Here is a 24,441-nt window from a genome sequence, read left to right as displayed (position 1 = left end):
CCGGGATGAAAGATCCTCGTTTGTTCCGCTTGCGGGCGCGTTAGGGTGCGGTGCGTGCGGCTGATCGCCTTCCTCCGCAGCCCCAGGGTGCAGGACACCGCGCTGGTCGCCGTGTTCGCCCTGGTCTCGGGGCTGGGCGCGGTCTCCGGCTTCCTGCGGGGAGCCGGCCACGACGCCTGGGGCGCCGTGGTGTTCGGCGTCGCGACCCTGCCCTTGCTGGTACGGCGCAGCCGTCCCGTCGCGGCCACGGCGGCGGTCGCCCTGGTCAATCTGGCCGCACAGACCGGCGGCCTGACGGAGTCCGGCAACGTGCCGCTGGTGATCGCCCTCTACAGCCTGGGCCGCTACACCGCGGGCCGTACCACGGCGATCACCGCGGGCGCGGTCACGCTGGCCTACATGGGCATGGCGGTGTACGGGTTCTACGAGCCCGGCAGACCGCAGTCCGCGGTCGGCCCGATGCTCTCCGTCGTGATCGGCATCGCGTTGCCGACCATCGTGGGCCAGCTGGTACGGCTGCGCGCGGAGCTGGTCGAACGCGGGCAGCAGGAGCGTGCCGAGGCGGCGGTGCGCGCCGAGCGGCGGCGCATCGCCCGCGAGCTGCACGACGTGGTCGCCCACCATCTGAGCGTGATCAACGCGCTGGTCGGCGGGGCCCGCGCCGTCCTGCCGCCGGAGCCGGCCGCCGCCCGCGAGGCGCTCGCGTCGGCCGAGCAGACCGCCCGCCAGGCCCTCGCCGAGATGCGCCAGTTACTCCACGTGCTCAGGGCCGACGACGGCGACGGACCGGACGCGGCCACGGGCGTCGGCGTCGAGCGCCTGCCCGCCCTCGTCGAGCAGTCCAGGAACGCCTCCCTCCAGGTCACCGGGACCCCGCGCCCGCTCCCCGCGTCGGTCGACCACGCGGTCTACCGGGTCGTCCAGGAGGCCCTCACCAACAGCAGGAAGCACGCCCCCGGAGCGCGGGCCGGCGTCCGCCTCGCCTACCTCGCCGACGCGGTCGAGGTGGAGGTGCTCGACGACGGCCCGGGCGCGAAGGGCGGCTCCTCCGGGTACGGCCTGAGCGGCATGGCCGAGCGGGTGGCGCTGTGCGGCGGCCGCCTGGAGACCGGATCCCGCCGGCATGGCGGCTTCCGCGTGTACGCCTACCTTCCGCTGGAGCAGCAGTGATCACGGTTCTGCTGGCCGACGACGAGGCGCTGGCCCGCACCGGCTTCCGCCTCATGCTCGACGCCCAGCCCGGCATCCGCGTGGTCGGCGAGGCCGCCGAGGGCGAGCAGGCGGTACGGCTCAGCCGCGACCTGCGGCCGGACGTGGTGCTGATGGACCTGCACATGCCCGGCATGGACGGCATCGCCGCCACCGAGCTGATCACCGCCGAGCTGCCGTCGACCAGGGTCCTCGTGCTGAGCACCTTCGACCTGGACGAGAACGTCGTGGCGGCGCTCAGGGCGGGCGCACACGGCTTCCTGCCCAAGGACGTGTCTCCCGAGGAGCTGGTGGAAGGGGTCCGCGTGGTGCACCGGGGCGAGGCGGCGGTCGCTCCCCGGCTGCTGATCCGCCTGATCGGGACGTTCGTCCGCGCCGGCCGGGCGCCCCGGCGATCCCGCACGCCCCTGCCCGAACTCACCGATCGCGAGCGCGACGTGCTGACCCTGATCGCCAGGGGCCGGTCGAACACCGAGATCTCCGGCGATCTGGGCGTCTCGCCGTCCACCGTGAAGAACCACGTGACGAGCCTGTTCGCCAAGCTCGGCGTCAAGGACCGGGCGCAGGCCGTCATCGCCGCCTACGAGGCGGGACTGGTCACCCCCGGGGAGTAGGACCCGGCTCCCAGAGGCCGCCGCGCCGAACGGTTCCGCGGCAGGAGGTTTTCGCCGCGCGCGCCGCGGACCCTGGAGGCATGACCCCGATCAAGGCGACGAACCTGACCAAACGCTACGGCAGGACCACGGCCGTGAGCGACCTGTCGTTCGAGGTGGCGGCCGGACGGGTGACGGGCTTCCTCGGCCCGAACGGCGCGGGCAAGTCCACGACGATGCGCATGATCCTCGGACTCGACCGGCCCACCTCCGGCTCGGTCCTCGTCGGCGGCGTGCCGTACGGGAAGCTGAGGCATCCCCTGCGCAAGGTGGGCGCGGTGCTCGACGCGCGTGCGGTGCACGGCGGGCGCAGCGCGCACAACCACCTGCTGGCCATCGCCCAGAGCAACGGCCTGCCGCGCGAGCGCGTGGGCCAGGTGCTGGAGCTCGTGGGCCTGGAGAAGGTCGCCGGGCGCCGGATCGGCGGGTTCTCGCTCGGCATGGCGCAGCGGCTCGGCATCGCGGCCGCGCTGCTGGGCGACCCGGAGATCCTGCTGTTCGACGAGCCGGTCAACGGCCTGGATCCCGACGGGATCCTCTGGATACGCACGCTGATGCGCAAGCTGGCGGCCGAGGGCAGGGCCGTCTTCGTCTCCAGCCACCTGATGAGCGAGATGGCGCAGACGGCCGACCACCTCGTCGTCATCGGCAAGGGCCGCCTGATCGCCGACACGAGCGTGGCGGAGTTCATCGCCCGCAGCTCGCAGGGATACGTGCGGGTGCGCTCGCCGCACCTGGCCGAGGTGTACGCGCTGCTGGGCGCCGGCGACCTCCACCACGACCACCTGCGGGTCACGGGGATGACGCCGCTGGAGATCGGCACGCTCACCGCACGCGCCGGCCTGGAGCTGGAGGAGCTCACGTCCGTGCAACCCACGCTCGAGGCGGCCTACATGGAGCTCACCAAGGACAGTCTGGAGTACTCCGCATGATCGACATCTTCCGGTCCGAATGGACCAAGCTCCGCTCGGTGCGGTCCACGGTCTGGACGCTCGCCGTGACCGGCGTGATCCTGGTCGGCATCGCGGTGCTCAGGAGCATCACGGTCGTCAACCAGGGCGCCCCCGGCGGGCTGAACGGTCTCGACGTGGCTCTCGCCGGGATGCCGTTCGCCCTGCTCGTGCTCGCGTCGACCGGCGTGCTGGTGATCTCGGGCGAGTACCGGACCGGCATGATCCACACCTCGCTGCAGGCCGTGCCGCAACGGCTCAGGCTCCTGTCCGGCAAGGCGGTGGTGTTCACCGCCGTGTCCCTGGCGTACACGCTGCTGATCGCCTTCGCGGCGTTCTTCCTGACCCAGGTGCTGCTGCGCGACACCCCTGTGGCCGTCTCCCTGGGCGATCCCGGTGTGCTGCGTGCCCTGGTCGGCGCGGCGCTGCTCCTCACCGCCAGCGGGCTGTTCGGGCTCGCCCTGGGCGCGCTGATCAGGCACACGGCCGGGGCCGTCGTGGCGGTCATCGCCATGACCATGGTGGCGCCGCAGCTGTCCACGCTGCTGCCCGGCCGTGCCTCCGATTTCGTCACGCTCAACGCCGGGCGGCGGGTGATGGACCTGGTGCACACGCCGGGGACGCTGGGCCCGTGGCAGGGCTACGCGGTCTACCTGGGCTGGATCGCGGTCACCATGGCCGTCGCCGCCGTCCTGCTCCAGCGCAGGGACGCCTGACTCACTCCGCCCGCAGCGCGACGACGGGGTCGAGCCGTCCGGCCCTGCGGGCGGGGGCCACACCGAAGAACACGCCCACGGCCGCCGACACGCAGAACGCCAGCGCGATCGACCACCACGTGATCGAGGTCGGCACCGGCGTGAACGCCCCGATCGCGAGCGAGCCGCCGACGCCCAGCAGGATGCCGATGATCCCGCCGATGGTCGTCAGCAGCACGGCCTCGATGAGGAACTGGGTGAGGACGTCCCGCTGGCGGGCGCCCAGCGCCTTGCGCAGGCCGATCTCGCGGGTCCGCTCGCGCACGCTGACGAGCATGATGTTGGACACCCCGACGCCGCCGACGAGCAGCGCGATGCCCGCGATGGCGGCCAGCACGCCGGTGAGCATGTCGATGACCGTGCCGATGGTGCCGAGCAGCTGCGTCTGGGTGACGGCCGAGAACGGCTCGCCGGGGTGGCGCTGCTCCAGCGCGCTCACGATGCGCCGCTGGAGCGGCTCGACCTCGTCGGGCCCCGAGGCGCCCACGGCGATGCCGTTCAGCCGCGGCAGCCCGAACAGCCGCTGCGCGGTCGTGACCGGGACGTGCACCTCCTGGTCCCTGGCCACGCCGAAGGTCGCGCCGACGGTGGCGTAGACGCCCACGACGCGGAAGCGCGCCCCGGCGATGGAGACCTGGCGGCCGATCGGGTCCACGTCGCCGAAGAGCCGGTCGGCCACCTCCGCGCCGAGGATCGCCACCCGGCGGCGGGTGTCGACGTCGGTCTCGCTGAGGTGGCGGCCCTTGTCCAGCGGCCGGTCGAAGACGTTGGGCAGGTTGTGGTCGGTGCCGACGACGGTGGCGAACTGCTCGGCCTGCCCCACGCGGACCGTCTCGCCCGACTGCAGGGAGACCGTCACCCGGGACGGGTCGCCGACGACGCGGCCCACGTAGGCGGCGTCCTCCAGGGTCAGCCGGCCCTGGGTGGGGGCCGCGGCGACGTTCAGCCGCCCGGCAACGACCAGGATGATGTTGCTGCCCAGGCCGGAGATCTCCCGCTCGATGGTGTCCTTGGCCCCGGTGCCGACCGACACGAGGATCACCACCGACAGCACGCCGATGATGACCCCCAGCATGGTCAGGCCGCTGCGCATGCGGTTGACCCGCAACGCCTCCAGCGCGATCAGGAACGCCTCGCGCCGCCTCATGACCGGGTGTCCGCTTCGATCAGGCCGTCGCGCACGTGGATCTGCCTGCGGGCGTGCGCGGCGATCTCCGGCTCGTGGGTGACCAGCACGACGGCCACGCCCCGCTCCTCGTTGAGTGAGGTGAGGATCCTCATCACCTCCGACCCGTTGCGGGTGTCCAGGTTGCCGGTGGGCTCGTCGGCCAGCAGCACCTCCGGCTCGCCGACCAGCGCCCTGGCGATGGCCACCCGCTGCTGCTCGCCGCCCGACATCTGCGAGGGGCGGTGGTCCAGCCGGTGGCCGAGCCCCACCGACTCCAGGGCGGCGCGGGCGCGGGCGAGCCGCTCGGCGCGCGGCACGCCCCGGTAGACGAGCGGCAGGGCCACGTTCTCCAGCGCCGAGGTGCGCGCCAGCAGGTGGAAGGACTGGAAGACGAACCCGATCGTGCGGTTGCGCAGCTCGGCCAGCTCGGCGTCGGACAGCCCGGCGACCTCCACGCCGCCCACGCGCAACACGCCCGACGTGGGCCGGTCCAGGCAGCCCAGCAGGTGCATGAGCGTGGACTTGCCCGAGCCGGACGGGCCCAGGATGGCCGCGAACTCCCCCGGCTCGACGGTCAGCGTGACGCCGCGCAGCGCGTCCACCGAGACCCCGTCGAGCCGGTAGGTCCTGACCAGGTCGACGGCCTCCAGCGCGCTCATGTCAGCTGCTGGCCTTGCCGTACCGAGTCGGCGCCCCTGACGACGATGCGCTCGCCGACGGACAGGCCGCTGACGACCTCCACCAGCGTCTCGCCCTGGGCGCCGAGCTTGACGACGCGGCGTTCGGCCCTGCCGTCGCGCACCACCCAGACCACGCTGTCCCGGCCGCTCGTCACGATCGCGGAGGTGGGGGCGGACACGGCGTCGGGGGCCTCGCGGACGGTCAGCCGGGCCACCGCGCTCATCCCGGGCTTGGGGGTGGGCGCCTTGCTGCCGTCGTCGAAGACGCCCTTGCCGAGGCTGAGCCGTACCGGGTAACTGACCCCGCCGGTGGAGGCCTCCATCGGGGTGACGCCCACGCCGGTGACCTCGGCGGTGTAGCTCGCGCCGGGGACGGCGTCGAGCTCGACGGTCGCCTCCGTGCCCTCCTTGACGAGCAGCACGTCGGTCTCGTCGATGTCCGCCGACAGCGTCAGCTCCGACACGTCGGTCACGGTGACGATCGCGTCGCCCGCGGCCACCGGCACGCCCGCCGCGACCGGGGTCCCGCCCGGCGCGCCCGCGGTGGAGGGAAGCTGCTGCGCGGCTCCGGGGACCTGGCTGAGCAGGCCGCTCAGCGAGCTCGGCGCGCCGCTCCCGCCCGAGGCCCGGCCCAGCGTGACGATCCCCGAGAAGGGCGCCTTGATCGTCAGCCCCTTGACGGTGTCCTCGGCGAGCCTCACCGCGGCCTTGGACTGGGCGGCCGTGGCGGCGCGCAGCGAGTTCATGGACGCCGCGAAGCCGCTGGTGGCCTGCGACAGCATGCCGCCGATGGACCGGCTGAGGTCCGCCATGACCTTGTCGAGGGTACGGCTCTGCGCCCGGTGCTGCGCCTCGGCCAGCTTGATGGCCGACAGGAGCTGCTGCCGGACTCTCGGGTCCTCGACCTTGGCCGCGTGGGCGCGCGCCTTGGCGAAGTGCTGGGCCGCCTGGCGCTTGAGCGCGTCGAAGGAGGCCAGCCGCACCGCGGGCACGCCGAACGACGGCGCGGCGGGTGTCCTCGCGGCCTTGCGCGCCTGTTTGAGCTGGTCCTCGGCCTGCGGAGAGCGGATCTTGGCGAGGATCTGGCCCTTCTCGACCCGATCCCCGTCACGCACGTAGAGCTTGGCGATGGTCCCCTGCGCGGGTGAACGCAGCGTGGCCGTGGCCCGTGCCCCGATGGTGGCGGGGGCCTCGACCACCTCGGTCACCGAGGCGCGCTTGACCTCGCCGAACTGGACCTGGGGCGCCTCATCGGAGGAGCATCCGGCCAGGGCGAGCAAGACGACGAGCGAGGGGATTCCGCGACGAACCGTCACCTCACCCATCGTAGGAGGAGCATTCGGCGGTCTTGCGGCCGAGCCTCCTGATCTGGGGTACGGCCAGCAGCGCGAGACTCCCGGCGAGTGACACGGCGGCGGAGACGGCCAGCACGTCGGTCTCGCTCGTGACGCTCGCGACCGGCCCGGCCAGCGCCTGCCCGACGGGGATCGCCATCACCGAGCCGCCGATCTCGTAGGCGCTGACGCGGTTGAGCGCGTGCTGCGGCACATGGGTCTGCACGCTGGTGGCCCACATCACCGACCAGAAGGCCCACCCGGCGCCGCCCAGCACGTGCCCGGCCATGATGACGCCCAGCGGGGCCTGGGCCGAGAGGGTCAGCGGCTCCAGCGCGAACAGGAACATGGCCAGCCCGCCCGCCGCGAGGGGACGCACCGGGCGGATCCGCAGGGCGACGAGCCCGCCGATGATCGTGCCGGCCCCGGACGCCGACATCACCAGCCCGTAGGCGGCCTGGCCGTACGCGCTCGTGACGAGCACGGAGCCGAGCGGGATCAGCGGGCCGAACAGGGTGACACCGAAGATCACCCAGATGAGGATGACGCTCCACATCCAGGTCCGCGAGCTGAACTCGCGCCAGCCCGCGCGCAGCCGCACCAGCATCGGCTCCTCGGCGGCGGCGGGCACCCGGGTGCGCATGAGCAGCAGGCTCGCCGCGCTGACGGCGAACCCGGCCGCGTCGGCGAAGAAGACCACCCACACGCCCGCCGGCGCGACCAGGAGGCCGGCCAGGCCGGGGCCCACGAGCTGCATGATCGCCTCGGAGACGCGCAGGGCGGCGTTGGCGCGCTGCACGTCGGACGTGATCCTGGGGATCGTGCCCGCGACGCCCGGGTGATACATGGCCGCCGCCGCGCCGGAGACCGCCGTCAGGACCAGGACCTGCCACAGCTCGGGGCGGCCCGCCAGGAACAGGCCGCCGATCGCCGCCTGCGTGAGCGTGCGCGCCACATCGGCGCCGACCATCATCCTGCGCGGCGTGAAACGGTCCATGAAGACCCCGCCGAACAGGATCAGCCCCGCCATCGGCGCCATCCAGGCGGCCAGCGCCAGGCCGACCCCGGTCGCGCCGTAGCCGGCGCCGTGCATGCCGAGCGCGGTGGCCACGGGCGTCATGGCCGCGCCCAGCATGGAGACGGTCCGTGCGGTGAAGAAGAGGCGGAAGTCCCTGGTCCACATGGACCGAGACAGTAAGGCTTGTTAAGTATGAGGTGTCCACCGGTTTTCGGCCCGTGGACGCCTCGCGGATGTCGGGGGCCGTCAGCCGCCGGAGGCGAGCTCGCGGCCGCGGTCGCGGGCCGCCTCGATGGCCGCCAGGAACGCCGCGCGCACGCTGTGGCGCTCCAGCTCGGCGATGGCCGCGATCGTCGTGCCGCCCGGCGAGGTGACCGCCTCGCGCAGGATCACCGGATGCTCGCCCGAGTCGCGCAGCATGACGGCCGCGCCGACGATGGACTGGATGACCATGTCGAGCGCCGCGGCCCGCGGCATGCCCAGCAGGATGCCGGCGTCGACCATGGCCTCGACGAGGTAGAAGAAGTACGCGGGGCCGCTGCCCGACAGCGCCGTGGCCGCGTCCTGCTGCGACTCGGGGATGCGCAGCACCTTGCCGACCGGCCTGAGCAGGTCCTCGGTCCGCCTCAGGTGCTCCTCGCCCGCGTGGGCGCCCGCCGAGATGACGCTCATGGCCTCGTCGAACCGGATCGGCGTGTTCGACATCACCCTGACCACCGGCACGTCCACGCCCAGCCGCTGCTCCACGAACGCCGTCGTGATGCCCGCGGCGGCGGTGATGACCAGCCGGTCCGCCGGGACGTAGGGCGCGATCTCGGCCAGCAGGCCCGCCATGTCCTGCGGCTTGACCGCCAGGATCAGCGTGTCGGCGCTCTTGGCCGCCTCGGTGTTGGAGACCACCTGCACGCCGTAGGTCTCGCGCAGCGCCGCCGCGCGGTCCGGCCGCCGCACGGTGGCCATGATCTGCCCGGGCTTGAACCCGGCGCGCAGCAGGCCGGACAACAGGGCCTCACCCATCTTGCCGGTGCCCAGAATCGCAATCATGCAGGCAGCTTACTAACGCCGGGCTCGCTATCGCCTGGACAGCAGCGACCTGAGGAGGAAGCGCAGGTTCGCCGGGCGCTCGGCCAGGCGGCGCATGAGATAGGCGTACCAATCGGAGCCGTAGGGCACGTACACGCGCACCCGCTGTCCCAGGCGGGCCAGGCGTTCCTGCTCGTCGGGGCGCACGCCGTACAGCATCTGGTACTCGAAGCCCGAGGCGTCGCGGCCGTGCAGGACGGCGAGCGTCGAGGCGATCTCGATGAGCCGCGGGTCGTGGGTGGCGATCATGGGGTAGGCGTCGCCGGCCATCAGGATGCGCATGCACCGCACGAAGGACCGGTCGATCTGCCGGGGGCCGGCAAGGCCGGTGGGCGCTTCGTAGGCGCCCTTGCAGAGCCGTACCCTCGCGCCGTCCAGCCGCCGGCAGCGCTCGGCGGCCTCCGGCAGGTAGGCCTGCACGACAACGCCCACGTCGGGGTGCTCCTTGCGCAGGGTCGAGTGGATCGACATCAGGGCGTCGATCGTGTCGTGCTCCTCGGCGTCGAGCGTGACCGTGACGCCATGCCGCGCCGCGGCCTCGCAGACGGTGGCCGCGTTGTCGAGGGCCAGCCGTTCCGACAGGCGCAGGCCCAGCGCGGTGAGCTTGATCGACACGTCGGCGCCGGGGAAGAGCCGGCCGAGAAGCGCGAGGTAGGCCCGCACGGTGCCCTCGGCCTGGGCGGGGTCGGCGACCTCCTCGCCCAGGTGGTCGACCGTGACGAGCAGCCCCTTGCGGGTGAGCTCGTCGACGACCGCGCCCACGTCGTCGGCCACGTACCGCCGGACCACGCCCCTGGTCAGCGGCGAGGAGGTGACCAGCCGCTCGGCGCGCTCGCTGCGCGAGACCGCCAGCAGGACCTGGCGGAGCGGGTGCGCGGCCGGACGCGGGAACAGCGGGAACACAGGATCACCATAACCGTCGGCTCTGACTCTTGAACCCGGCCCCTTCGTGATCCGTCATGGGGGTATGCGCACAGCAACGCTCATAACCGGATGCCTGATGCTGACGGTGGCCTGTGGAGCCACGCAGTCCGCCGCTCCCGCCCCCGACAAGCCGGTGAGCGTCTCACCGGCGGCCAGCGCCCAGACCCCCGCCCCGACCCCCAAGCCGGTCAAGCCCGTCGGCGACGCCGTCGACACGCGCAAGGTCCCCTTCACCAGCGCCAAGCCGGTCTCCCGCGGCAAGGCGGTCAAGCTCGTGTGGTGGTCGGGCGTCGAGCCGTGCACGGTGCTCGACCGCGTGAAGGTCAAGGAGACCGCCAAGCGCGTGACGATCACCCTCTACGAGGGCACCGCGCCGAAGGCGCGCGACATGTCCTGCATCATGCTGGCCATCGAGAAGACCTACACCGTCAAGCTGAAGAAGCCGCTGGGCAAGCGGAAGATCGTGGACGGCGCCAAGTCCTGACCCCACGCCTGCGCCGCGCCAAGGGGCCCCGCTCGGGGCCCCTTTTCTGTGCGCTCGTCCGTTTTGGTGAACGGGAATCCACGCGCACTCACAGAGGTTGAGTGAAGTAGGCTCAAGTCGTTTGACAACGACCGCAACCATCCATAGGTTGAGTCTAACCAACTCAACTTTGACTACAAGGACGAACTCATGGCACGTGCGGTAGGTATCGACCTGGGGACGACGAACTCCGTCGTCGCGATTCTCGAGGGCGGCGAGCCCACTGTCATCGCCAACGCGCAGGGCTCGCGGACCACGCCGTCCGTCGTCGCCTTCGCCAAGAACGGCGAGGTCCTGGTCGGCGAGGTCGCCAAGCGGCAGGCCGTCACCAACGTGGACCGCACCATCCGGTCGGTCAAGCGCGAGATGGGCACCAACTGGTCGAAGGAGATCGACGGCAAGAAGTTCACGCCGCAGCAGATCAGCGCCTTCGTCCTCCAGAAGCTCAAGCAGGACGCCGAGGCCTACCTGGGCGAGAAGATCACCGACGCGGTCATCACCGTCCCGGCGTACTTCAACGACGCCCAGCGCCAGGCCACCAAGGAGGCCGGCCAGATCGCGGGCCTGAACGTCCTGCGCATCATCAACGAGCCGACCGCGGCCGCGCTGGCCTACGGCCTGGACAAGGAGAAGGACCACACCATCCTGGTCTTCGACCTGGGCGGCGGCACCTTCGACGTCTCGCTGCTCGACGTCGGCTCCGAGGACGGCCACGGCTTCGTCGAGGTCAGGGCCACCTCGGGCGACAACCACCTGGGCGGCGACGACTGGGACCAGCGCATCGTCGACGAGCTGGTCAAGCGGTTCCAGAACGCGCACGGCGTCGACCTGTCCAAGGACAGGATGGCCCTCCAGCGGCTGCGCGAGGCGGCCGAGAAGGCCAAGATCGAGCTGTCGGCGCAGTCGGAGACCTCGATCAACCTGCCCTACATCACCGCCTCCTCCGAGGGCCCGCTGCACCTGGACGAGAAGCTGACCCGCGCCGAGTTCCAGCGGCTCACCGCCGACCTGCTCGAGCGCTGCAAGGGCCCCTTCCACCAGGTGATCAAGGACGCCGGCATCAAGGTGTCCGACATCGACCACGTCGTGCTCGTGGGCGGCTCGACCCGCATGCCCGCCGTCACCGACCTGGTGCGCGAGCTGACCGGCGGCAAGGAGCCGAACAAGGGCGTCAACCCCGACGAGGTCGTCGCCATCGGCGCCGCGCTGCAGGCGGGCGTGCTCAGGGGCGAGGTGAAGGACGTCCTGCTGCTCGACGTGACCCCGCTGTCGCTGGGCATCGAGACCAAGGGCGGCATCTTCACCAAGATCATCGAGCGCAACACCACGATCCCGACCAAGCGCTCGGAGGTCTTCACCACGGCCGAGGACAACCAGCCGTCGGTGCAGATCCAGGTGTACCAGGGCGAGCGTGAGATCGCGGCCTACAACAAGAAGCTGGCCACGTTCGAGCTGACCGGCATCGCCCCGGCGCCGCGCGGCATCCCGCAGATCGAGGTCACCTTCGACATCGACGCCAACGGCATCGTCAACGTCTCCGCCAAGGACCTCGGCACAGGCAAGGAGCAGACGATGACCATCACCGGCGGCTCCGCCCTGCCGAAGGACGAGATCGACCGGATGCAGCGCGAGGCCGAGCAGTACGCCGAGGAGGACCGCCGGCGCCGCGAGGAGGCCGAGACCCGCAACAACGCCGACGGCCTGGTCTACCAGACGGAGAAGTTCGTCAGGGAGAACGACGACAAGATCCCGGCCGACGTCAAGACCGAGGTCAACGACGCGATCGCCGAGGTGAAGAAGGCCCTGGAGGGCACCGACGTCGACGCGATCCGCAACGCGGCGGAGAAGCTCGCCACCGTCAGCCAGAAGATGGGGTCGGCGATCTACGCCCAGTCGCAGGCCGCCTCCTCCGGCGCCCAGGACACCGGCGCCACCGCCGGCCAGGCCAAGGCCGAGGAGGACGTGGTCGAGGCCGAGATCGTCGACGACGAGCCCAAGAAGGACCAGTGACGTGAGTGGGAACGGAGCTGAGGAAGCGCCGGTGATCCGCGACAACAGGAAGATCGACCCGGAGACGGGGCAGGCCAGGCACAGGGAGGAGCCGGCCGCCGAGGCGGCCGGCGAGCCCGAGGCCGGGACCGCTCAGGCGGAGGCCCAGGCCGGAGCCCAGCCTGAGGCCCAGGCCGACGCGCAGGCCAAGCAGGCCGGGGAGGCCGAGCAGGCCAAGGGCGAGGCGTCCGGCAAGGGCAGCCAGATCCTGGCCGGCGCGGAGGCGGACCTGCTCGCCGAGCGGACCGCGGACCTGCAGCGCCTGCAGGCGGAGTACATCAACTACCGCAAGCGGGTGGAGCGGGACCGGGCCGTGGTGCGCGAGCAGGCCGTGGCCGGGGCGCTGACCGAGCTGCTGCCGGTCCTGGACGACATCGGCAGGGCCCGCGACCACGGCGAGCTGACCGGCGGCTTCGCGAAGGTGGCCGAGTCGCTGGAGTCCGCGCTGACCAAGCTGGGGCTGGTCGCGTTCGGGCAGAAGGGCGAGCCCTTCGACCCGACCGTCCACGAGGCGCTGATGCACAGCTACTCGCCGGACGTCACGGAGCCCACCTGCATCGAGGTGCTCCAGCCCGGCTACCGGATCGGCGACAGGATCCTGCGCCCGGCCAGGGTCGCCGTGGCGGAGCCGGGAGAGGAACCCGGATCCGCGGCTGAGGAATAGGACTTGTCATCTAACAAGCGGCTTGGAGACCGTCGATGAGCACCAAGGACTACTTGGAGAAGGACTACTACGCGGTCCTTGGTGTGCCCAAGACCGCCTCGGCCGAGGAGATCAAGAAGGCCTACCGGAAGCTGGCCAGGCAGTACCACCCCGACGCCAACCACGGCAATCCGGAGAAGGAGACCAAGTTCAAGGAGGTCTCCGAGGCCTACGACGTGCTGTCCGACCCCAAGCGGCGCAAGGAGTACGACGAGGCCCGCACGCTGTTCGGCTCCGGCGTGGGCGGCGTCAGGGTCGGCGGCGGCGGGGGCGGCTTCCCGTTCGACTTCGGTGACCTGTTCGGCGGCTCGCAGCAGGGCGGCAGCCCGACCGACCGGCTCGGCGACCTGTTCGGCGGGCTGTTCAACCGCGGCGGCGCGGGCCGTACGACCACCGGCACCAGGCCGCGCCGGGGGCAGGACATCGAGTCGGAGGTGACGCTGTCCTTCACCGAGGCGGTGCTGGGCACCACCGTCTCGCTCCGCCTGACCAGCTCCGCGGCGTGCGCCGCGTGCTCGGGCACGGGAGCCAGGGCGGGCACCACCCCGAGGGTGTGCCCGACCTGCGAGGGCACCGGTGCGGCCAGCCGCAACCTGGGGTCCTTCGCCTTCTCCGAGCCCTGCCGCGACTGCAAGGGCCGCGGGCTGATCGTGGACAACCCCTGCCCGGTGTGCGAGGGCAGCGGGCGCGCCAAGAGCACCCGCACCATCCAGGCCCGCATCCCCGCGGGCGTCGACGACGGCAAGCGGGTCAAGCTCAAGGGGAAGGGCGCGCCGGGCGAGAACGGCGGGCCGCCCGGGGACCTGTACATCCTCACCCACGTCAAGCCGCACGCGGTGTTCGGCCGGTCGGGCGACAACCTGACGATCACCGTGCCGGTCACGTTCGCGGAGGCGGCGCTGGGCGCGGAGATCAAGGTCCCCACGCTGAAGGGCATGCCGGTGACCGTGCGCATCCCGCCGGGGACGCGCAACGGCCAGGTCCAGCGGGTGCGTGGACGAGGGGTGGCGCGCAAGGACGGCACCAAGGGGGACCTGCTGGTCACCTTCGAGGTGGTCGTGCCCAAGCACCTCGACGACAAGGCTCGCGAGCTCCTGACCGAGTTCCGCGACGCCACGGCGGGCGAGGACCCGCGCGCAGGACTCCTGGAGAAGGCCAGAAGCGAGTGAGCTCATGGACGCCAACTACTTCGACCTTTCCGACGACACACCCGTCTACGTGATCTCGGTGGCGGCCCAGCTCTCCGGTCTGCACCCGCAGACCCTGCGGCAGTACGACCGCCTGGGGCTGGTCTGCCCCGGGCGGACCGCCGGGCGGGGCCGGCTCTACTCCATGCGCGACATCCTGCAGTTGCGCGAGGTGCAGCGCCTGTCCCAGGAGGAGGGGATCAACCTCGCGGGCATCAAGCGGATCCTCGAGCTGGAGAACGAGGCGCTGCGCCTGCGCGAGGAGGTGCACCGCCTGCGTGCCGAGATCAGCATGATCAGGGCACTGATCAGATACGAACTCCCACCGGGGGCATGAGATAAGCGCCGGGCGCCCTCAAGGCGTCCGGCGCAGCCGAGCAGAGCGAGGCAAAGGAACATGGATTACAAGCTGACCGCGAAGAGCCAGGAGGCGCTGGCGGGGGCCATGCGCCGGGCGGCGGCTGAGGGGAATCCCGAGATCTCCCCCGCCCACCTGCTCAGCACCCTGCTGACCCAGACGGGCGGTACGGCGGTGCCACTGCTCGAGGCCGTCGGCGCCGACTGGAAGGCCATCCGCGCGAAGAACGAGCAGCTGCTGGCCGCCCTCCCCAAGGCGCAGGGAGCCACGGTCAGCGCGCCCTCCAGCTCGCGCCAGCTGCTGACGGTGCTCAACACCGCGGCGCACCAGGCCAAGCGGCTGGAGGACGAGTACGTCTCCACCGAGCACCTGCTGGTCGGCCTGGCGACCGACGGGGGGCAGGCGGCCGACCTGCTCAAGCAGTACGGCGCGACCCCGCAGGCCCTTCTCGAGGCGTTCGAGAAGGTCCGCGGCCACGCGCGGGTCACCAGCGAGACTCCCGAGGACACCTACAAGGCGCTGGAGAAGTACGGCGTCGACCTGACCGAGCGGGCCCGCGAGGGCAAGCTCGACCCGGTCATCGGCCGCGACGCCGAGATCCGCCGCGTGGTGCAGGTGCTCTCCAGGCGCACCAAGAACAACCCCGTGCTCATCGGCGAACCGGGCGTCGGCAAGACCGCCGTGGTCGAGGGCCTGGCCCAGCGCATCGTGGCGGGCGACGTGCCGGAGTCGCTGAAGAACAAGCGCCTGGTCGCGCTCGACCTGGGCGCGATGGTCGCGGGCGCCAAGTACCGCGGCGAGTTCGAGGAGCGCCTCAAGGCCGTGCTGAACGAGATCAAGGAAAGCGACGGCCAGATCGTCACGTTCATCGACGAGCTGCACACCGTCGTGGGCGCGGGCGCGGCCGAGGGCGCCATGGACGCGGGCAACATGCTCAAGCCGATGCTGGCCCGCGGCGAGCTGCGCATGATCGGCGCGACCACGCTGGACGAGTACCGCGAGCGGATCGAGAAGGACCCCGCCCTGGAGCGCCGCTTCCAGCAGGTGTACGTGGGCGAGCCGAGCGTCGAGGACACCATCGCGATCCTGCGCGGGCTCAAGGGCCGTTACGAGGCGCACCACCAGGTGCAGATCGCCGACAGCGCCCTGGTGGCCGCGGCGGCGCTGTCCGACCGCTACATCACCAGCCGCTTCCTCCCCGACAAGGCCATCGACCTGGTCGACGAGGCCGCCTCGCGGCTGCGCATGGAGATCGACTCCCGTCCCGTGGAGATCGACCAGCTCCAGCGCGACGTCGACCGGATGAAGATGGAGGAGCTGGCGCTGGCCAAGGAGACCGACGAGGCCTCCAAGCAGCGGCTGGAGCGGCTGCGCCAGGAGCTGGCCGACCGGCGGGAGGAGCTCAACGCCCTCGTGGCCCGCTGGGAGCGGGAGAAGGCCGGGCTCAACCGCGTCGGCGACCTGAAGAAGCAGCTGGACGCGGCGCGCAGCGAGGCCGAGCGCTACCAGCGCGAGGGCAACTACGCCGAGGCCTCGCGGGTGCTGTACGACGTGATCCCGCGGCTGGAGAAGGACCTGGAGGCGGCCACGGCCGCGGCCCAGGAGGCCGAGTCCGCGCCCATGGTCAAGGAGGAGGTCGGCGCCGACGACATCGCCGAGGTCGTCTCCTCCTGGACCGGCATCCCCACCGGGCGGCTGATGGAGGCGGAGACCGCCAAGCTGCTGCGGATGGAGGAGGAGCTGGGCAGGCGGCTGGTGGGCCAGCAGCGGGCGGTCCGCGCGGTCTCCGACGCCGTACGGCGCAGCCGCGCCGGCATCGCCGACCCCGACCGGCCCACCGGGTCGTTCCTGTTCCTGGGCCCCACCGGCGTGGGCAAGACCGAGCTGGCCAAGGCGCTGGCGGAGTTCCTGTTCGACGACGAGCGGGCGATGACCCGCATCGACATGAGCGAGTACTCCGAGAAGCACAGCGTGGCCCGGCTCGTGGGCGCCCCGCCCGGCTACGTCGGCTACGAGGAGGGCGGCCAGCTCACCGAGGCCGTGCGGCGCCGGCCGTACACCGTGGTGCTGCTGGACGAGGTCGAGAAGGCCCACCCGGAGGTCTTCGACATCCTCCTGCAGGTGCTCGACGACGGCCGCCTGACCGACGGCCAGGGCCGTACCGTCGACTTCAGGAACACGATCCTGATCCTGACCTCCAACCTGGGCTCGCAGTACCTCGTCGACCCCTCGCTGGAGGCCGAGGCCAAGCGCGAGGCGGTCATGGCGGCCGTGCGCAAGGCGTTCAAGCCCGAGTTCCTCAACCGGCTCGACGACGTCATCCTGTTCGACGCGCTCGGCACCGAGGAGCTGGGCAAGATCGTCGACCTGCAGGTCGAGCGGCTGGCCAGGCGGCTGGCCGACCGCAGGCTGTCGCTGGAGGTCACGCCCGCCGCCCGCGACTGGCTGGTGCTCACCGGCTACGACCCGCTGTACGGCGCGCGCCCGCTGCGCCGGCTGGTGCAGTCGGCCATCGGCGACCAGCTGGCCAGGGCGGTGCTGGCCGGCGAGATCGTCGACGGCGACAAGGTCCTGGTCGACCTGGGCGACGACGAGCTGATCGTCAAGCGGGCCTGACGCCGGAGCGGGTGGGGCGGTGGTTCAACACTTCCCCACTCTTCCGGCAAGGGCCCGCTACGGCCCCCCGATCGTCACTAGCTTCAGCGTTCGTCGGATCGCAACACGATCAGGGGGACGTGAAGTGTCATCACGGAAAATCCGTAGCATCCTCGCCGTTGCCACGCTCACGGCGGGGGTGACCTGGATGGCCGCCGGGACCGCCCTGGCGGCGACCCAGTGCCAGTCCGATTCGCCCGTCGAACTGCTCGAAGCCCCGTCCACCGTGGCCACGGTGTGCGACGAAAACGCCGACACCAGGGCGTCGGCCAACTACTGGGGCAAGACTCCCGCCCCCGCCGACAGCCACGCGCTGCGGTCGGCCGAGACGCTCGCCAAGCGGGTGGGGCTGCCGGGCATGGCCAAGACGTCGGCCGTGCTGAGCGTCGCCGACATGGGCGGGGTGGCCGCCGGCGCGGGCGCGCCCGCTGTACCCGGGAAGGTGACGGCGCCGGCGCGGCCGGTGGCGCGGATGGCCGACTACCCGGACGTGCCCGGCCTGCCGAACGCGCCGACCCAGGCCGTGCCGAACAGCGTCAGGCAGCTGCCGCAGCTGCCTCGCATGGGCAGCACCGTGGAGCGGGTGCAGGTGTCCAAGCCGAGGATCAAGGGCGGGCCCAAGGCCAAGAGGATCAAGAGGCAGGTGACGGGCGAGCTGCCGTCTCTGCGCAACCTCACCGGCCCGGTCGGGCTGCCGTCGCTCGCCGGGGTCAGCATCGGGTGAGCCCGGGGTAACGCCCGCTCAAGGCCCGAGGGGGGCCGCCGTCACGGCGGCCCCTTCGCCGTGTCACGACACCAGGGCGTCGAGCTCGTCCTCCGGCAGGCCCAGGTCGACCCGGATGCGGTAGCGGGTGCGCAGCATGGCCAGGTGCTCGGGATCGTCGGGGGCGCAGGCCAGCACGGCCTGCGTCGCCCACTCGTGCGCGCCGGCCAGGTCGCCGTAGGCGGCCAGGGTCTCGGCGATGCTGTGGGCGGTCAGCGCCCGCACCCCGCCCTCGCTCCTGATGTCCTCGATGACCTCCCTGGCCTCCTCGGGCCGCTCCAGCTCGAACAGCGTGTCGGCGATGCCCGCGCGGGGGTCGACGCTGGACTCGCCGCCGTCGTCCAGCGCGCGCTGGTAGCAGTCGAGCGCGCGGCCCGGTTGTCCCGCGGCCCGCCACTCCTCGGCGGCCAGGACGAGGATCGCCGCCCTGGAGACGTCGCCGGTGGTATAGGTCATCGCGAGATCGTCGAGCCGCCCCGCCAGCGAGGCGTGGTCGTCGACCAGAAGGGCCAGCTCAAGCAGGCGATCAAGGTGCTCACGGGTCACATGCGCCACACCGCGAGACTACCGATCGGTCTTCGGTTTCGCCTCGGCATTGCGCACAGCGGATGCCGGAGGCTGAGCGGTTGAGCGGAGTTGGCACAGGTTCGGCAACGTTTCGTGCAACGGTGCCTACTTTCCGCGTGTCGCTTCCGGACAAAGGGCATATAACTCGTGCGACGCGAGGGAGGGAGGGTGCGATGGGGAGGCAGCTGACCTTCACTCTCGCTTGTATCGCCGTCCTGTCCGCCGTCATCCCGGGCGCGGCGGGTTACTTCACGGGGCGGATGGAGGCCATCGCCGCGGCCGAGCAGCGCCTGCACGCGCTGGAGCTGCGGCTGCAGCGCGGCCAGAGCCTGCTGACCAGGACGGCCGGCTACGCCCAGGCCTGCGAGCTGGCCCCGCCCCTGCCCACCGTGCCGCCGGTGGCCGCGGCCCTGGTGCCCGCGCCGGAGCCGAAGCCGCACAAGAAGCGGGCACCTTAGGACGCCTCCGCCTCCGCCTCCCTAACCGCTCCCCGGCGCCAGGTTGAGCTGGCGGGGCAGGAACTCCCTGATCAGCAGCTTGGCGGCGGAGATGATCTCGGGGTCGCCGTCGGGATGACGGCGGAAGGCCAGTTTGAGCACGGCGTCTCCGGCCTCCACCGCCACCAGCATGGCCACGTCGAGCTCGTGGCTGTCGGCCAGCCCGAACTCCTTGAGCAGCAGCCCGCGCAGGCGTCCGGCGATGACGGTGTTGTTCTCGGAGTCGCTGTCGAGGAGGTTCAGGTCGACCACGTCGCCGAAGTGCAGGCTCTTGAAGCCCGGCACCGTGCGGTGCATGTCGACGTACTCCTCGATGATGGCGTCCACGGCCTCCCACCAGTCGCGGTAGTCCTCCTCCAGGAACCTGGCGCCCACGCGCGAGACGAACTGCTCGACGTTGCGCCTGGTCACCTCCTGGGTGATGGCCCGCTTGTCGGGGAAGAACTGGTAGACCGAGCCGATCGCCACCTTGGCGCGTTCGGCGATGCGCGTGGTCGAGAGCGCCTCGTAACCGATCTCGTCCAGGAGGTCGGCGCAGGCGTCGAGCATGCGCTCGACGCGGCGGGCGCTACGGCGCTGAGTTGGCCGGCGACGCAGCGGAGTCGGCTCCCGGCAGTCGTCACCGTCGATCCGGGGGGTTGGCACGAGTTCCATCTTCCTCCCAACATGGTCGTCCCTACCGCCCAATCGACGGTTTTCCCGGGAAGCTCGGAGCCTTGGAGCGCCGGAGCTCGGGACTGGGCGGGCCGCCGTCGACATGGGTGACGAACTCGGCGACCATCCGCGCCACCACGCCGGGGTGGCTGCGCTGCACCCAGTGCCCGGCGGCCACCTCGCGGCGCCAGCAGGCCGGCGCCCACCGCGCGAGCGTGGCGAGCAGCCGCGGGGAGACGAAGGGATCGCGGGTGGTCTCGATGAGCTGGACCGGCACCGGCACGCGCGGGTCCCCGGCCCGGCGCAGCCGGCCCCGCATGGCGGTCCGGTAGAGGCCCAGCCCGTTCGCGGCGTCCCTGGCGAGGGTCTGAGCCGGATGTCCCGGCCGTGGTCGCACCCCTTCCTTTCTGAGCGTACGGCCGAGCAGCCGCGGGCCCAGCGTGCGCCAGACCAGCTCCGGCAGCAGGGGCGCCTGGAAGCAGCCGATGTACCACGACCTGGCCAGCTGGCCCAGCACCGCGCGGCGCTCGCCGTACCGGAAGAAGTGGGCCGCCTGGTCCAGCCCGGGCCCGCCGATGGAGGTGAAGGAGGCGGCCGTCTGGGAGATGGCGGGGCGCGAGAGGGCCTCCCACAGCTGGATGGAGCCCCAGTCGTGGCCCACCAGGTGCACCCTGGGGGCGCCGACGGCCTCCAGCACGGCGGCCAGGTCGGCGGCCAGGTGGTCGAAGGTGTAGTGACGCCGGTCGCGCGGCGCCGACGACCGGCCGGCTCCGCGCACGTCGTAGCGGACGACGCGGAAGCGGTCACGCAGCAGCGCGGCGACCTCGTCCCACACCCGGCTGGTGTCGGGATAGCCGTGAAGGAGCAGGATCGCCGGCCGGGCGGCGTCGCCCTCCTCGTGGAGCGCCAGCCGTACGTCGCCCGAGCTTATTAGACGCACAGTCCAAAACTAGCCGGTTCACGGCTTGGCGGCCAGCCCCGCACAGCCGCGCAGCGCCTTCCAGTCGGCGACGGCCTGGCGGGCGGCCTGCCCCTGGAGCGGGATCGGCAGGCCGGGGCTCTGGATCACGGCGGGCGTCCAGACGTCCTTGAGCACCTTGCGCCCCTTGATCGTCAGCGTCAGCACGCCGGTGCGGCCGGTGACGGGGCCGAAGTTGTAGAAGACGAAGTTGCCCAGGCCGTAGTTGACGTAGGCGCCCTTCAGGTAGCCGCTGCCGAGTAACTGGTGGGCGTGGCCGCCGACCACGACGTCCGCGCCCGCCTTGATCAGCTTGGGGGCGAGCGAGAGCTGGGCGGGGTTGGGGCAGCCCTGCCGTTCCGTGCCCCAGTGGAGGTAGACGATCACCGTGTCTGAGGTCTTGCGCGCCTGCCGTACCGCCTGCAGGAGGCGGGGCTCGTCCTTGGCCGAGGCGAGGCCGGGCTTGTCCGGGCCCGCGCTCCAGGACTGGATGAACTCGGCGTCCAGCACCTGGGTGGCGCCGATGATCGCGACCTTGTTGCCGTTGACGGTCTTGCGGAAGGGCTTGTAGGCCTCGTCGTCGTCCTTGCCGACGCCGATCACCGGGAACCGGCTCTTCCTGATGGCCGCCAGGGAGTCGGCCAGGCCGGTCTCCATGTAGTCCATGCCGTGGTTGTTGGCCATGGAGGCGACGTCGACGCCGGCGGCCTTGAGCGCGGTCAGCGCCGAGGCGGGGGCGCGGAAGGTGAACTGCTTGCCGGGCGCGGGCGTGCCGCCCGTGGTGATCGCCGTCTCCAGGTTGACGACCGCCAGGTCGGCCCGGCCGAGCACCTTGGCGATCGGCCCGAGCGCCGTCCGCGGCTCGCTCAGCCGGGCCCGCAACGCGCCCTCGAAGTGCACGTCCCCGCCGAAGGCGATGGTGTACGGCCTGGCCTCCTGCTCCGCCTTGTCCTGCTCGATCGGGGGGATCGAGCTCTGGCCGAGCGCCTTGGCCTGCGGCTGCGACTCGGCGGGCGAGCAGGCGGACAGGACGGCGAGGGCTACGACCGCGAGGGGACGGCGAAGTCTCATAGGCAATGAGCATGCCATGCCCGGGTCAAACAGGGGACAAAGGATACGATCGCGGCGGTTTCGGAAGCCGCCGCGATCGGCTGGACACTACGCGGCCGCAGGCCCGTCCACCGGGCTCGGGCCGAAGGCGGATGGCCGCTTACCCGGCCGAAGGCTGCAGCACGGGGAGATCGAACTCGCCGTCACGGACACCTGCCGTGAACGCCTCCCACTCCTCCGGAGTGAAGACCAGGACCGGTCCGTCCTGCTGCTTGCTGTCCCTGATCGCGACGTTGCCGTCGGCGAGCTGCGCGAATTCCACGCACGCGGAGCTGCCGTTGCAACGACGGCTCTTCCGCCAGTCGATTCCGTTTTCCATCTGACTGTTTTCCTTATAGTGAAAAGCGGGCCGACAGCCCCATTGGTGCCGGTCACCGCTTCGTGGCAGCTAGCGCCACTGCATGAGGCGACGCTGGATGAGGATGCGAGACTCGTCCTCCGACAGCGCCGCCGAGCGGAGTTGCTCGAACGCGAGCTCGTAGTCCGCCACCAGCTCGAGATCTTCGACGATGCGCCCGCCATAGAGGGACTCCAGGTAGAGCGCGTCGTCGAGGTCTGCGAAGCTCAGGTGGATGAAACCCCCGGTGTTGATCGGATGCTCTCCGTCCAGGGGGAGGACCTGGATGCTCACGTGGGGCAGCACGGACACCTCGAGCAGATGTCCAAGCTGCTCGCGCATCACGGCAGGGTCCCCGATCCGCCGCAATAAGACCGACTCGTCCATCACCACGATCATCTCCGGTGGCTCCGGACGGTGCAGCACATACTGCTGGCGATCAAGACGGGCTTCCACCCTCTTGCGGACACCCGTCTGGGTGATGCGCGAGATCGCCCGGGAGGCCTCGATGACCCCGCGGGCGTAATCGTCTGTCTGGAGAAGTCCCGACACCACCTGGGGTTCCCAGCTCCGGTGCGCGATCGCCTCCGCCTCCAGGCCGAAGAGCGTTATGGTCTCCTCCGGCAAGGAGCCTTCATAGTCCTCCCACCACCCCCGCTGGTCCGCGTCGCGGAGCAACGACAGCAGCTCCTCGAGCTTGTCGTCGTCGGCGGAGAACACGCGGGCCAGCGCCTCGATGTCCGCGGCGCTGGGCATGGTCTTGGAGGACTCGATCCTGCTGACCTTGCTGGGCGACCAGCCCAGCCGTCTGGCCACCATCGTCCCCGTGAGGTTGTTACGCTCCCGGAGCAGGCGCAACTCCTGTCCCAGCTTGAGCCGACGGACAGTCGGACTGGCCGGTTTACGTGCCACCCGCTCCCCTCCTCACAGGGAATGAAGGTGTAGCCGCAGAGGATCGTTTGGGCCCGCCGATTCGGGCCACGCGGCTCATATTACACTGCAACTTGCATGAGCATAGTTGCCGGACCCTCATGCAATCGTCGCGTTACAGCAGCGTAACCCCAGGAAACGCCCATGTCGTGCAAGTTGCACGACAATCGGCATCGCAACGTGCGAAGAAATTCAAATTTTCTCTTGCTCTGAGACTTGCAGCAAGAAGAACTCCGGGGGACCATCAGGCCAGGAGGCCAAGGTCACCTGCGAACCGGTCCCGAGTTCCCCGGCCTCCCGCCCTCCCGGCAACGGCGCCGTCGAACCCATACGCACCGCCCCGCAGGGAGGAGGTTTCGCCGCACAGACCCGCGAAAAAGCCGAGCCGCCGACTGGTCGCCCGGCGTCGTCCAAGGGCTGCCACCCACGACGTCCGAGCCATCAGCCAGCGACCCGGCTTGAGAAGCCCACCTTAAGTAATGCCGCGAAAGGGGTCTTCTATGTACCCACAAGGTACCAAGGGGCTCAGCCGATTCAAGTCCTGGATCCGGGAACTCATCGCGTGGGCCGATCGGGAGATCTGCATGGAACCCGACGAGTTCGCCCACCGGCGCGGCTGGACCGTAACGAAAACCGGATTTGGGTCACGCCGTTACCGGGACCCGCGCTTCGACCAGCGCAAGGCCCGCGTGCCGGAGGAGGTGATCTGAGATGGCGTCGCCACGCAACCCGCGCAACCAGATCTACCCGCCCTACGAGCCGCCGCGGGGCGGCTCCGGGCCGCTGACGCGCCTGTGGCGGATGCGGACCGAGCTGCTGCTGCTCGCCGCCCTCGCCCTGGTCACGGTCGCGGTGCTGACCGTCGTCGACCAGCGCTCGTGGGGCTCCCTGCTCGCGCTGGCCGGGATGGTGGCGGTGCCCGCCGCCACGCGGTTCGGGCGCAACTGGTTCACGGCCCGAGCCTGGTGCGTGATCTCCCGGCACCGCATCCAGCGCACCTGCCTGGAGACGACGATGCACACCAGCACCGGCCGGATCCCGCTGGTCCTGTGGATCACGCCGAGCCGGGCCGGGGAGAAGGCGCTCATCCTCACCAGGGCCGGGATCTCGGCCGAGGAGTTCGAGGCCTACGCGCCGGAGCTCGCGGCGGCCTGCTTCGCCAGGGCCGCGCGGGTCTACCGGCACCGCAAGTGGTCCAACGTGCTGCTGCTGGAGATCGTGCGCCGCGACGAGACGCCGGGCGTGTTCGCCCCCGGCCTCGAGCGGCTGTACGGCGGGAGCTGGGTGCCCGTGACCGCCGCGTCCGCCGAGGAGCCGCCTGATCGCACGAGGATCCTCAGCTCTCTGTGATCCCTGTGAGAGCGAGCCCCGGAGGC

Annotated in this window: 25 protein-coding genes and 1 pseudogene; 14 read left to right on the top strand and 12 right to left on the bottom strand. The window is 71.2% G+C overall.

The window, feature by feature from the left end; translation table 11 throughout:
* Positions 1-54 precede the first annotated feature (54 nt).
* The 4 genes from BSB02_RS02225 to BSB02_RS02210 all read left to right on the top strand — a co-directional run bounded on the left by BSB02_RS02225 (position 55) and on the right by BSB02_RS02210 (position 3,528).
* On the top strand, positions 55-1,170 hold the full coding sequence (locus tag BSB02_RS02225) for a sensor histidine kinase (RefSeq protein ID WP_143590145.1): 1,116 nt from the start codon (positions 55-57) through the stop codon (positions 1,168-1,170).
* Positions 1,167-1,823 (top strand): response regulator, encoded by a 657-nt coding sequence (locus BSB02_RS02220; RefSeq protein WP_084955993.1) that lies wholly within the window; start codon positions 1,167-1,169, stop codon positions 1,821-1,823. Before BSB02_RS02225 ends, BSB02_RS02220 begins: the two co-directional genes overlap by 4 nt.
* Before the next feature lie 80 nt (positions 1,824-1,903).
* Positions 1,904-2,794 carry an ABC transporter ATP-binding protein gene (locus BSB02_RS02215; RefSeq protein ID WP_084955991.1) on the top strand — a complete coding sequence of 297 codons (891 nt, stop codon included), beginning with the start codon at positions 1,904-1,906 and terminating at the stop codon, positions 2,792-2,794.
* Complete coding sequence (locus BSB02_RS02210; protein WP_084955989.1) at positions 2,791-3,528, top strand: ABC transporter permease subunit; 738 nt, start codon at positions 2,791-2,793, stop codon at positions 3,526-3,528. The genes BSB02_RS02215 and BSB02_RS02210 overlap by 4 nt, the downstream gene beginning before the upstream one ends.
* 1 nt (position 3,529) lies before the next feature.
* On the opposite strand, the gene BSB02_RS02205 is transcribed toward BSB02_RS02210, so the two are convergent.
* The 6 genes from BSB02_RS02205 to BSB02_RS02180 form a co-directional block, all read right to left on the bottom strand.
* On the bottom strand, positions 3,530-4,714 hold the full coding sequence (locus tag BSB02_RS02205) for an ABC transporter permease (protein WP_084955987.1): 1,185 nt from the start codon (positions 4,712-4,714) through the stop codon (positions 3,530-3,532).
* Positions 4,711-5,394 (bottom strand): ABC transporter ATP-binding protein, encoded by a 684-nt coding sequence (locus BSB02_RS02200; RefSeq protein ID WP_084955985.1) that lies wholly within the window; start codon positions 5,392-5,394, stop codon positions 4,711-4,713. The genes BSB02_RS02205 and BSB02_RS02200 overlap by 4 nt, the downstream gene beginning before the upstream one ends.
* Positions 5,391-6,731: an efflux RND transporter periplasmic adaptor subunit gene (locus tag BSB02_RS02195; RefSeq protein WP_158088535.1), complete on the bottom strand. Its 1,341-nt coding sequence runs from the start codon at positions 6,729-6,731 to the stop codon at positions 5,391-5,393. Before BSB02_RS02195 ends, BSB02_RS02200 begins: the two co-directional genes overlap by 4 nt.
* A gap of 1 nt (position 6,732) precedes the next feature.
* Positions 6,733-7,932: an MFS transporter gene (locus BSB02_RS02190; protein ID WP_084955981.1), complete on the bottom strand. Its 1,200-nt coding sequence runs from the start codon at positions 7,930-7,932 to the stop codon at positions 6,733-6,735.
* Positions 7,933-8,013: 81 nt separating this feature from the next.
* The gene (proC, locus tag BSB02_RS02185; protein WP_084955979.1) at positions 8,014-8,811 is read right to left on the bottom strand and encodes a pyrroline-5-carboxylate reductase; all 798 of its coding nucleotides are present in this window, start codon (positions 8,809-8,811) and stop codon (positions 8,014-8,016) included.
* 27 nt (positions 8,812-8,838) lie between these two features.
* Positions 8,839-9,753 carry a proline dehydrogenase family protein gene (locus tag BSB02_RS02180; protein ID WP_240506109.1) on the bottom strand — a complete coding sequence of 305 codons (915 nt, stop codon included), beginning with the start codon at positions 9,751-9,753 and terminating at the stop codon, positions 8,839-8,841.
* Positions 9,754-9,850: 97 nt separating this feature from the next.
* Between BSB02_RS02180 and BSB02_RS02175 the strand changes: the two genes are divergently transcribed.
* The 7 genes and pseudogenes from BSB02_RS02175 to BSB02_RS02145 all read left to right on the top strand — a co-directional run bounded on the left by BSB02_RS02175 (position 9,851) and on the right by BSB02_RS02145 (position 17,973).
* A complete protein-coding gene (locus BSB02_RS02175) occupies positions 9,851-10,258 on the top strand; it encodes a hypothetical protein (protein WP_084955977.1) in 408 nt (135 codons plus the stop codon).
* 189 nt (positions 10,259-10,447) lie between these two features.
* Positions 10,448-12,307, top strand: coding sequence for a molecular chaperone DnaK (gene dnaK, locus BSB02_RS02170; RefSeq protein ID WP_084955975.1), 1,860 nt, complete (start codon positions 10,448-10,450; stop codon positions 12,305-12,307).
* A gap of 31 nt (positions 12,308-12,338) precedes the next feature.
* On the top strand, positions 12,339-13,010 hold the full coding sequence (gene grpE / locus BSB02_RS02165; protein WP_240506108.1) for a nucleotide exchange factor GrpE: 672 nt from the start codon (positions 12,339-12,341) through the stop codon (positions 13,008-13,010).
* 35 nt (positions 13,011-13,045) lie between these two features.
* Positions 13,046-14,218: a molecular chaperone DnaJ gene (dnaJ, locus tag BSB02_RS02160; protein WP_084955973.1), complete on the top strand. Its 1,173-nt coding sequence runs from the start codon at positions 13,046-13,048 to the stop codon at positions 14,216-14,218.
* A 4-nt stretch (positions 14,219-14,222) separates the two neighbouring features.
* Positions 14,223-14,546 (top strand): annotated as a pseudogene (locus BSB02_RS02155) (heat shock protein transcriptional repressor HspR); the annotation flags it as partial.
* Positions 14,547-14,633: 87 nt separating this feature from the next.
* On the top strand, positions 14,634-17,210 hold the full coding sequence (gene clpB / locus BSB02_RS02150) for an ATP-dependent chaperone ClpB (RefSeq protein ID WP_084955969.1): 2,577 nt from the start codon (positions 14,634-14,636) through the stop codon (positions 17,208-17,210).
* A gap of 187 nt (positions 17,211-17,397) precedes the next feature.
* On the top strand, positions 17,398-17,973 hold the full coding sequence (locus tag BSB02_RS02145) for a hypothetical protein (RefSeq protein WP_084955967.1): 576 nt from the start codon (positions 17,398-17,400) through the stop codon (positions 17,971-17,973).
* Between the two features lie 63 nt (positions 17,974-18,036).
* Here BSB02_RS02145 and BSB02_RS02140 read toward each other — a convergent pair whose 3' ends face one another.
* Complete coding sequence (locus BSB02_RS02140; protein ID WP_240506107.1) at positions 18,037-18,567, bottom strand: tetratricopeptide repeat protein; 531 nt, start codon at positions 18,565-18,567, stop codon at positions 18,037-18,039.
* A gap of 185 nt (positions 18,568-18,752) precedes the next feature.
* Between BSB02_RS02140 and BSB02_RS02135 the strand changes: the two genes are divergently transcribed.
* A complete protein-coding gene (locus tag BSB02_RS02135; RefSeq protein WP_084955963.1) occupies positions 18,753-19,037 on the top strand; it encodes a hypothetical protein in 285 nt (94 codons plus the stop codon).
* A 21-nt stretch (positions 19,038-19,058) separates the two neighbouring features.
* Here BSB02_RS02135 and BSB02_RS02130 read toward each other — a convergent pair whose 3' ends face one another.
* The 5 genes from BSB02_RS02130 to BSB02_RS02110 form a co-directional block, all read right to left on the bottom strand.
* The gene (locus tag BSB02_RS02130) at positions 19,059-19,625 is read right to left on the bottom strand and encodes a TetR family transcriptional regulator (protein WP_084955961.1); all 567 of its coding nucleotides are present in this window, start codon (positions 19,623-19,625) and stop codon (positions 19,059-19,061) included.
* Between the two features lie 127 nt (positions 19,626-19,752).
* Positions 19,753-20,670 carry an alpha/beta fold hydrolase gene (locus BSB02_RS02125; protein WP_084955959.1) on the bottom strand — a complete coding sequence of 306 codons (918 nt, stop codon included), beginning with the start codon at positions 20,668-20,670 and terminating at the stop codon, positions 19,753-19,755.
* Between the two features lie 18 nt (positions 20,671-20,688).
* Positions 20,689-21,759 carry a CapA family protein gene (locus tag BSB02_RS02120; protein ID WP_206184466.1) on the bottom strand — a complete coding sequence of 357 codons (1,071 nt, stop codon included), beginning with the start codon at positions 21,757-21,759 and terminating at the stop codon, positions 20,689-20,691.
* A 139-nt stretch (positions 21,760-21,898) separates the two neighbouring features.
* A complete protein-coding gene (locus BSB02_RS02115; protein ID WP_084955955.1) occupies positions 21,899-22,117 on the bottom strand; it encodes a DUF397 domain-containing protein in 219 nt (72 codons plus the stop codon).
* Positions 22,118-22,186: 69 nt separating this feature from the next.
* Positions 22,187-23,047 (bottom strand): helix-turn-helix domain-containing protein, encoded by an 861-nt coding sequence (locus BSB02_RS02110; RefSeq protein WP_084955953.1) that lies wholly within the window; start codon positions 23,045-23,047, stop codon positions 22,187-22,189.
* Positions 23,048-23,649: 602 nt separating this feature from the next.
* On the opposite strand from BSB02_RS02110, the gene BSB02_RS42865 reads away from it, so the two are divergent.
* Positions 23,650-23,775, top strand: coding sequence for a hypothetical protein (locus BSB02_RS42865; protein WP_276206304.1), 126 nt, complete (start codon positions 23,650-23,652; stop codon positions 23,773-23,775).
* A 1-nt stretch (position 23,776) separates the two neighbouring features.
* A complete protein-coding gene (locus BSB02_RS02100; RefSeq protein ID WP_084955949.1) occupies positions 23,777-24,415 on the top strand; it encodes a hypothetical protein in 639 nt (212 codons plus the stop codon).
* Positions 24,416-24,441: the final 26 nt, after the last annotated feature.

It is taken from the genome of Thermoactinospora rubra (genome assembly GCF_002093975.1).
GTDB lineage: Bacteria > Actinomycetota > Actinomycetes > Streptosporangiales > Streptosporangiaceae > Nonomuraea > Nonomuraea rubra_A.
The sequence above is the reverse complement of the archived record's forward strand: the minus strand, read 5'-3'. Positions and strand labels throughout refer to the sequence as shown.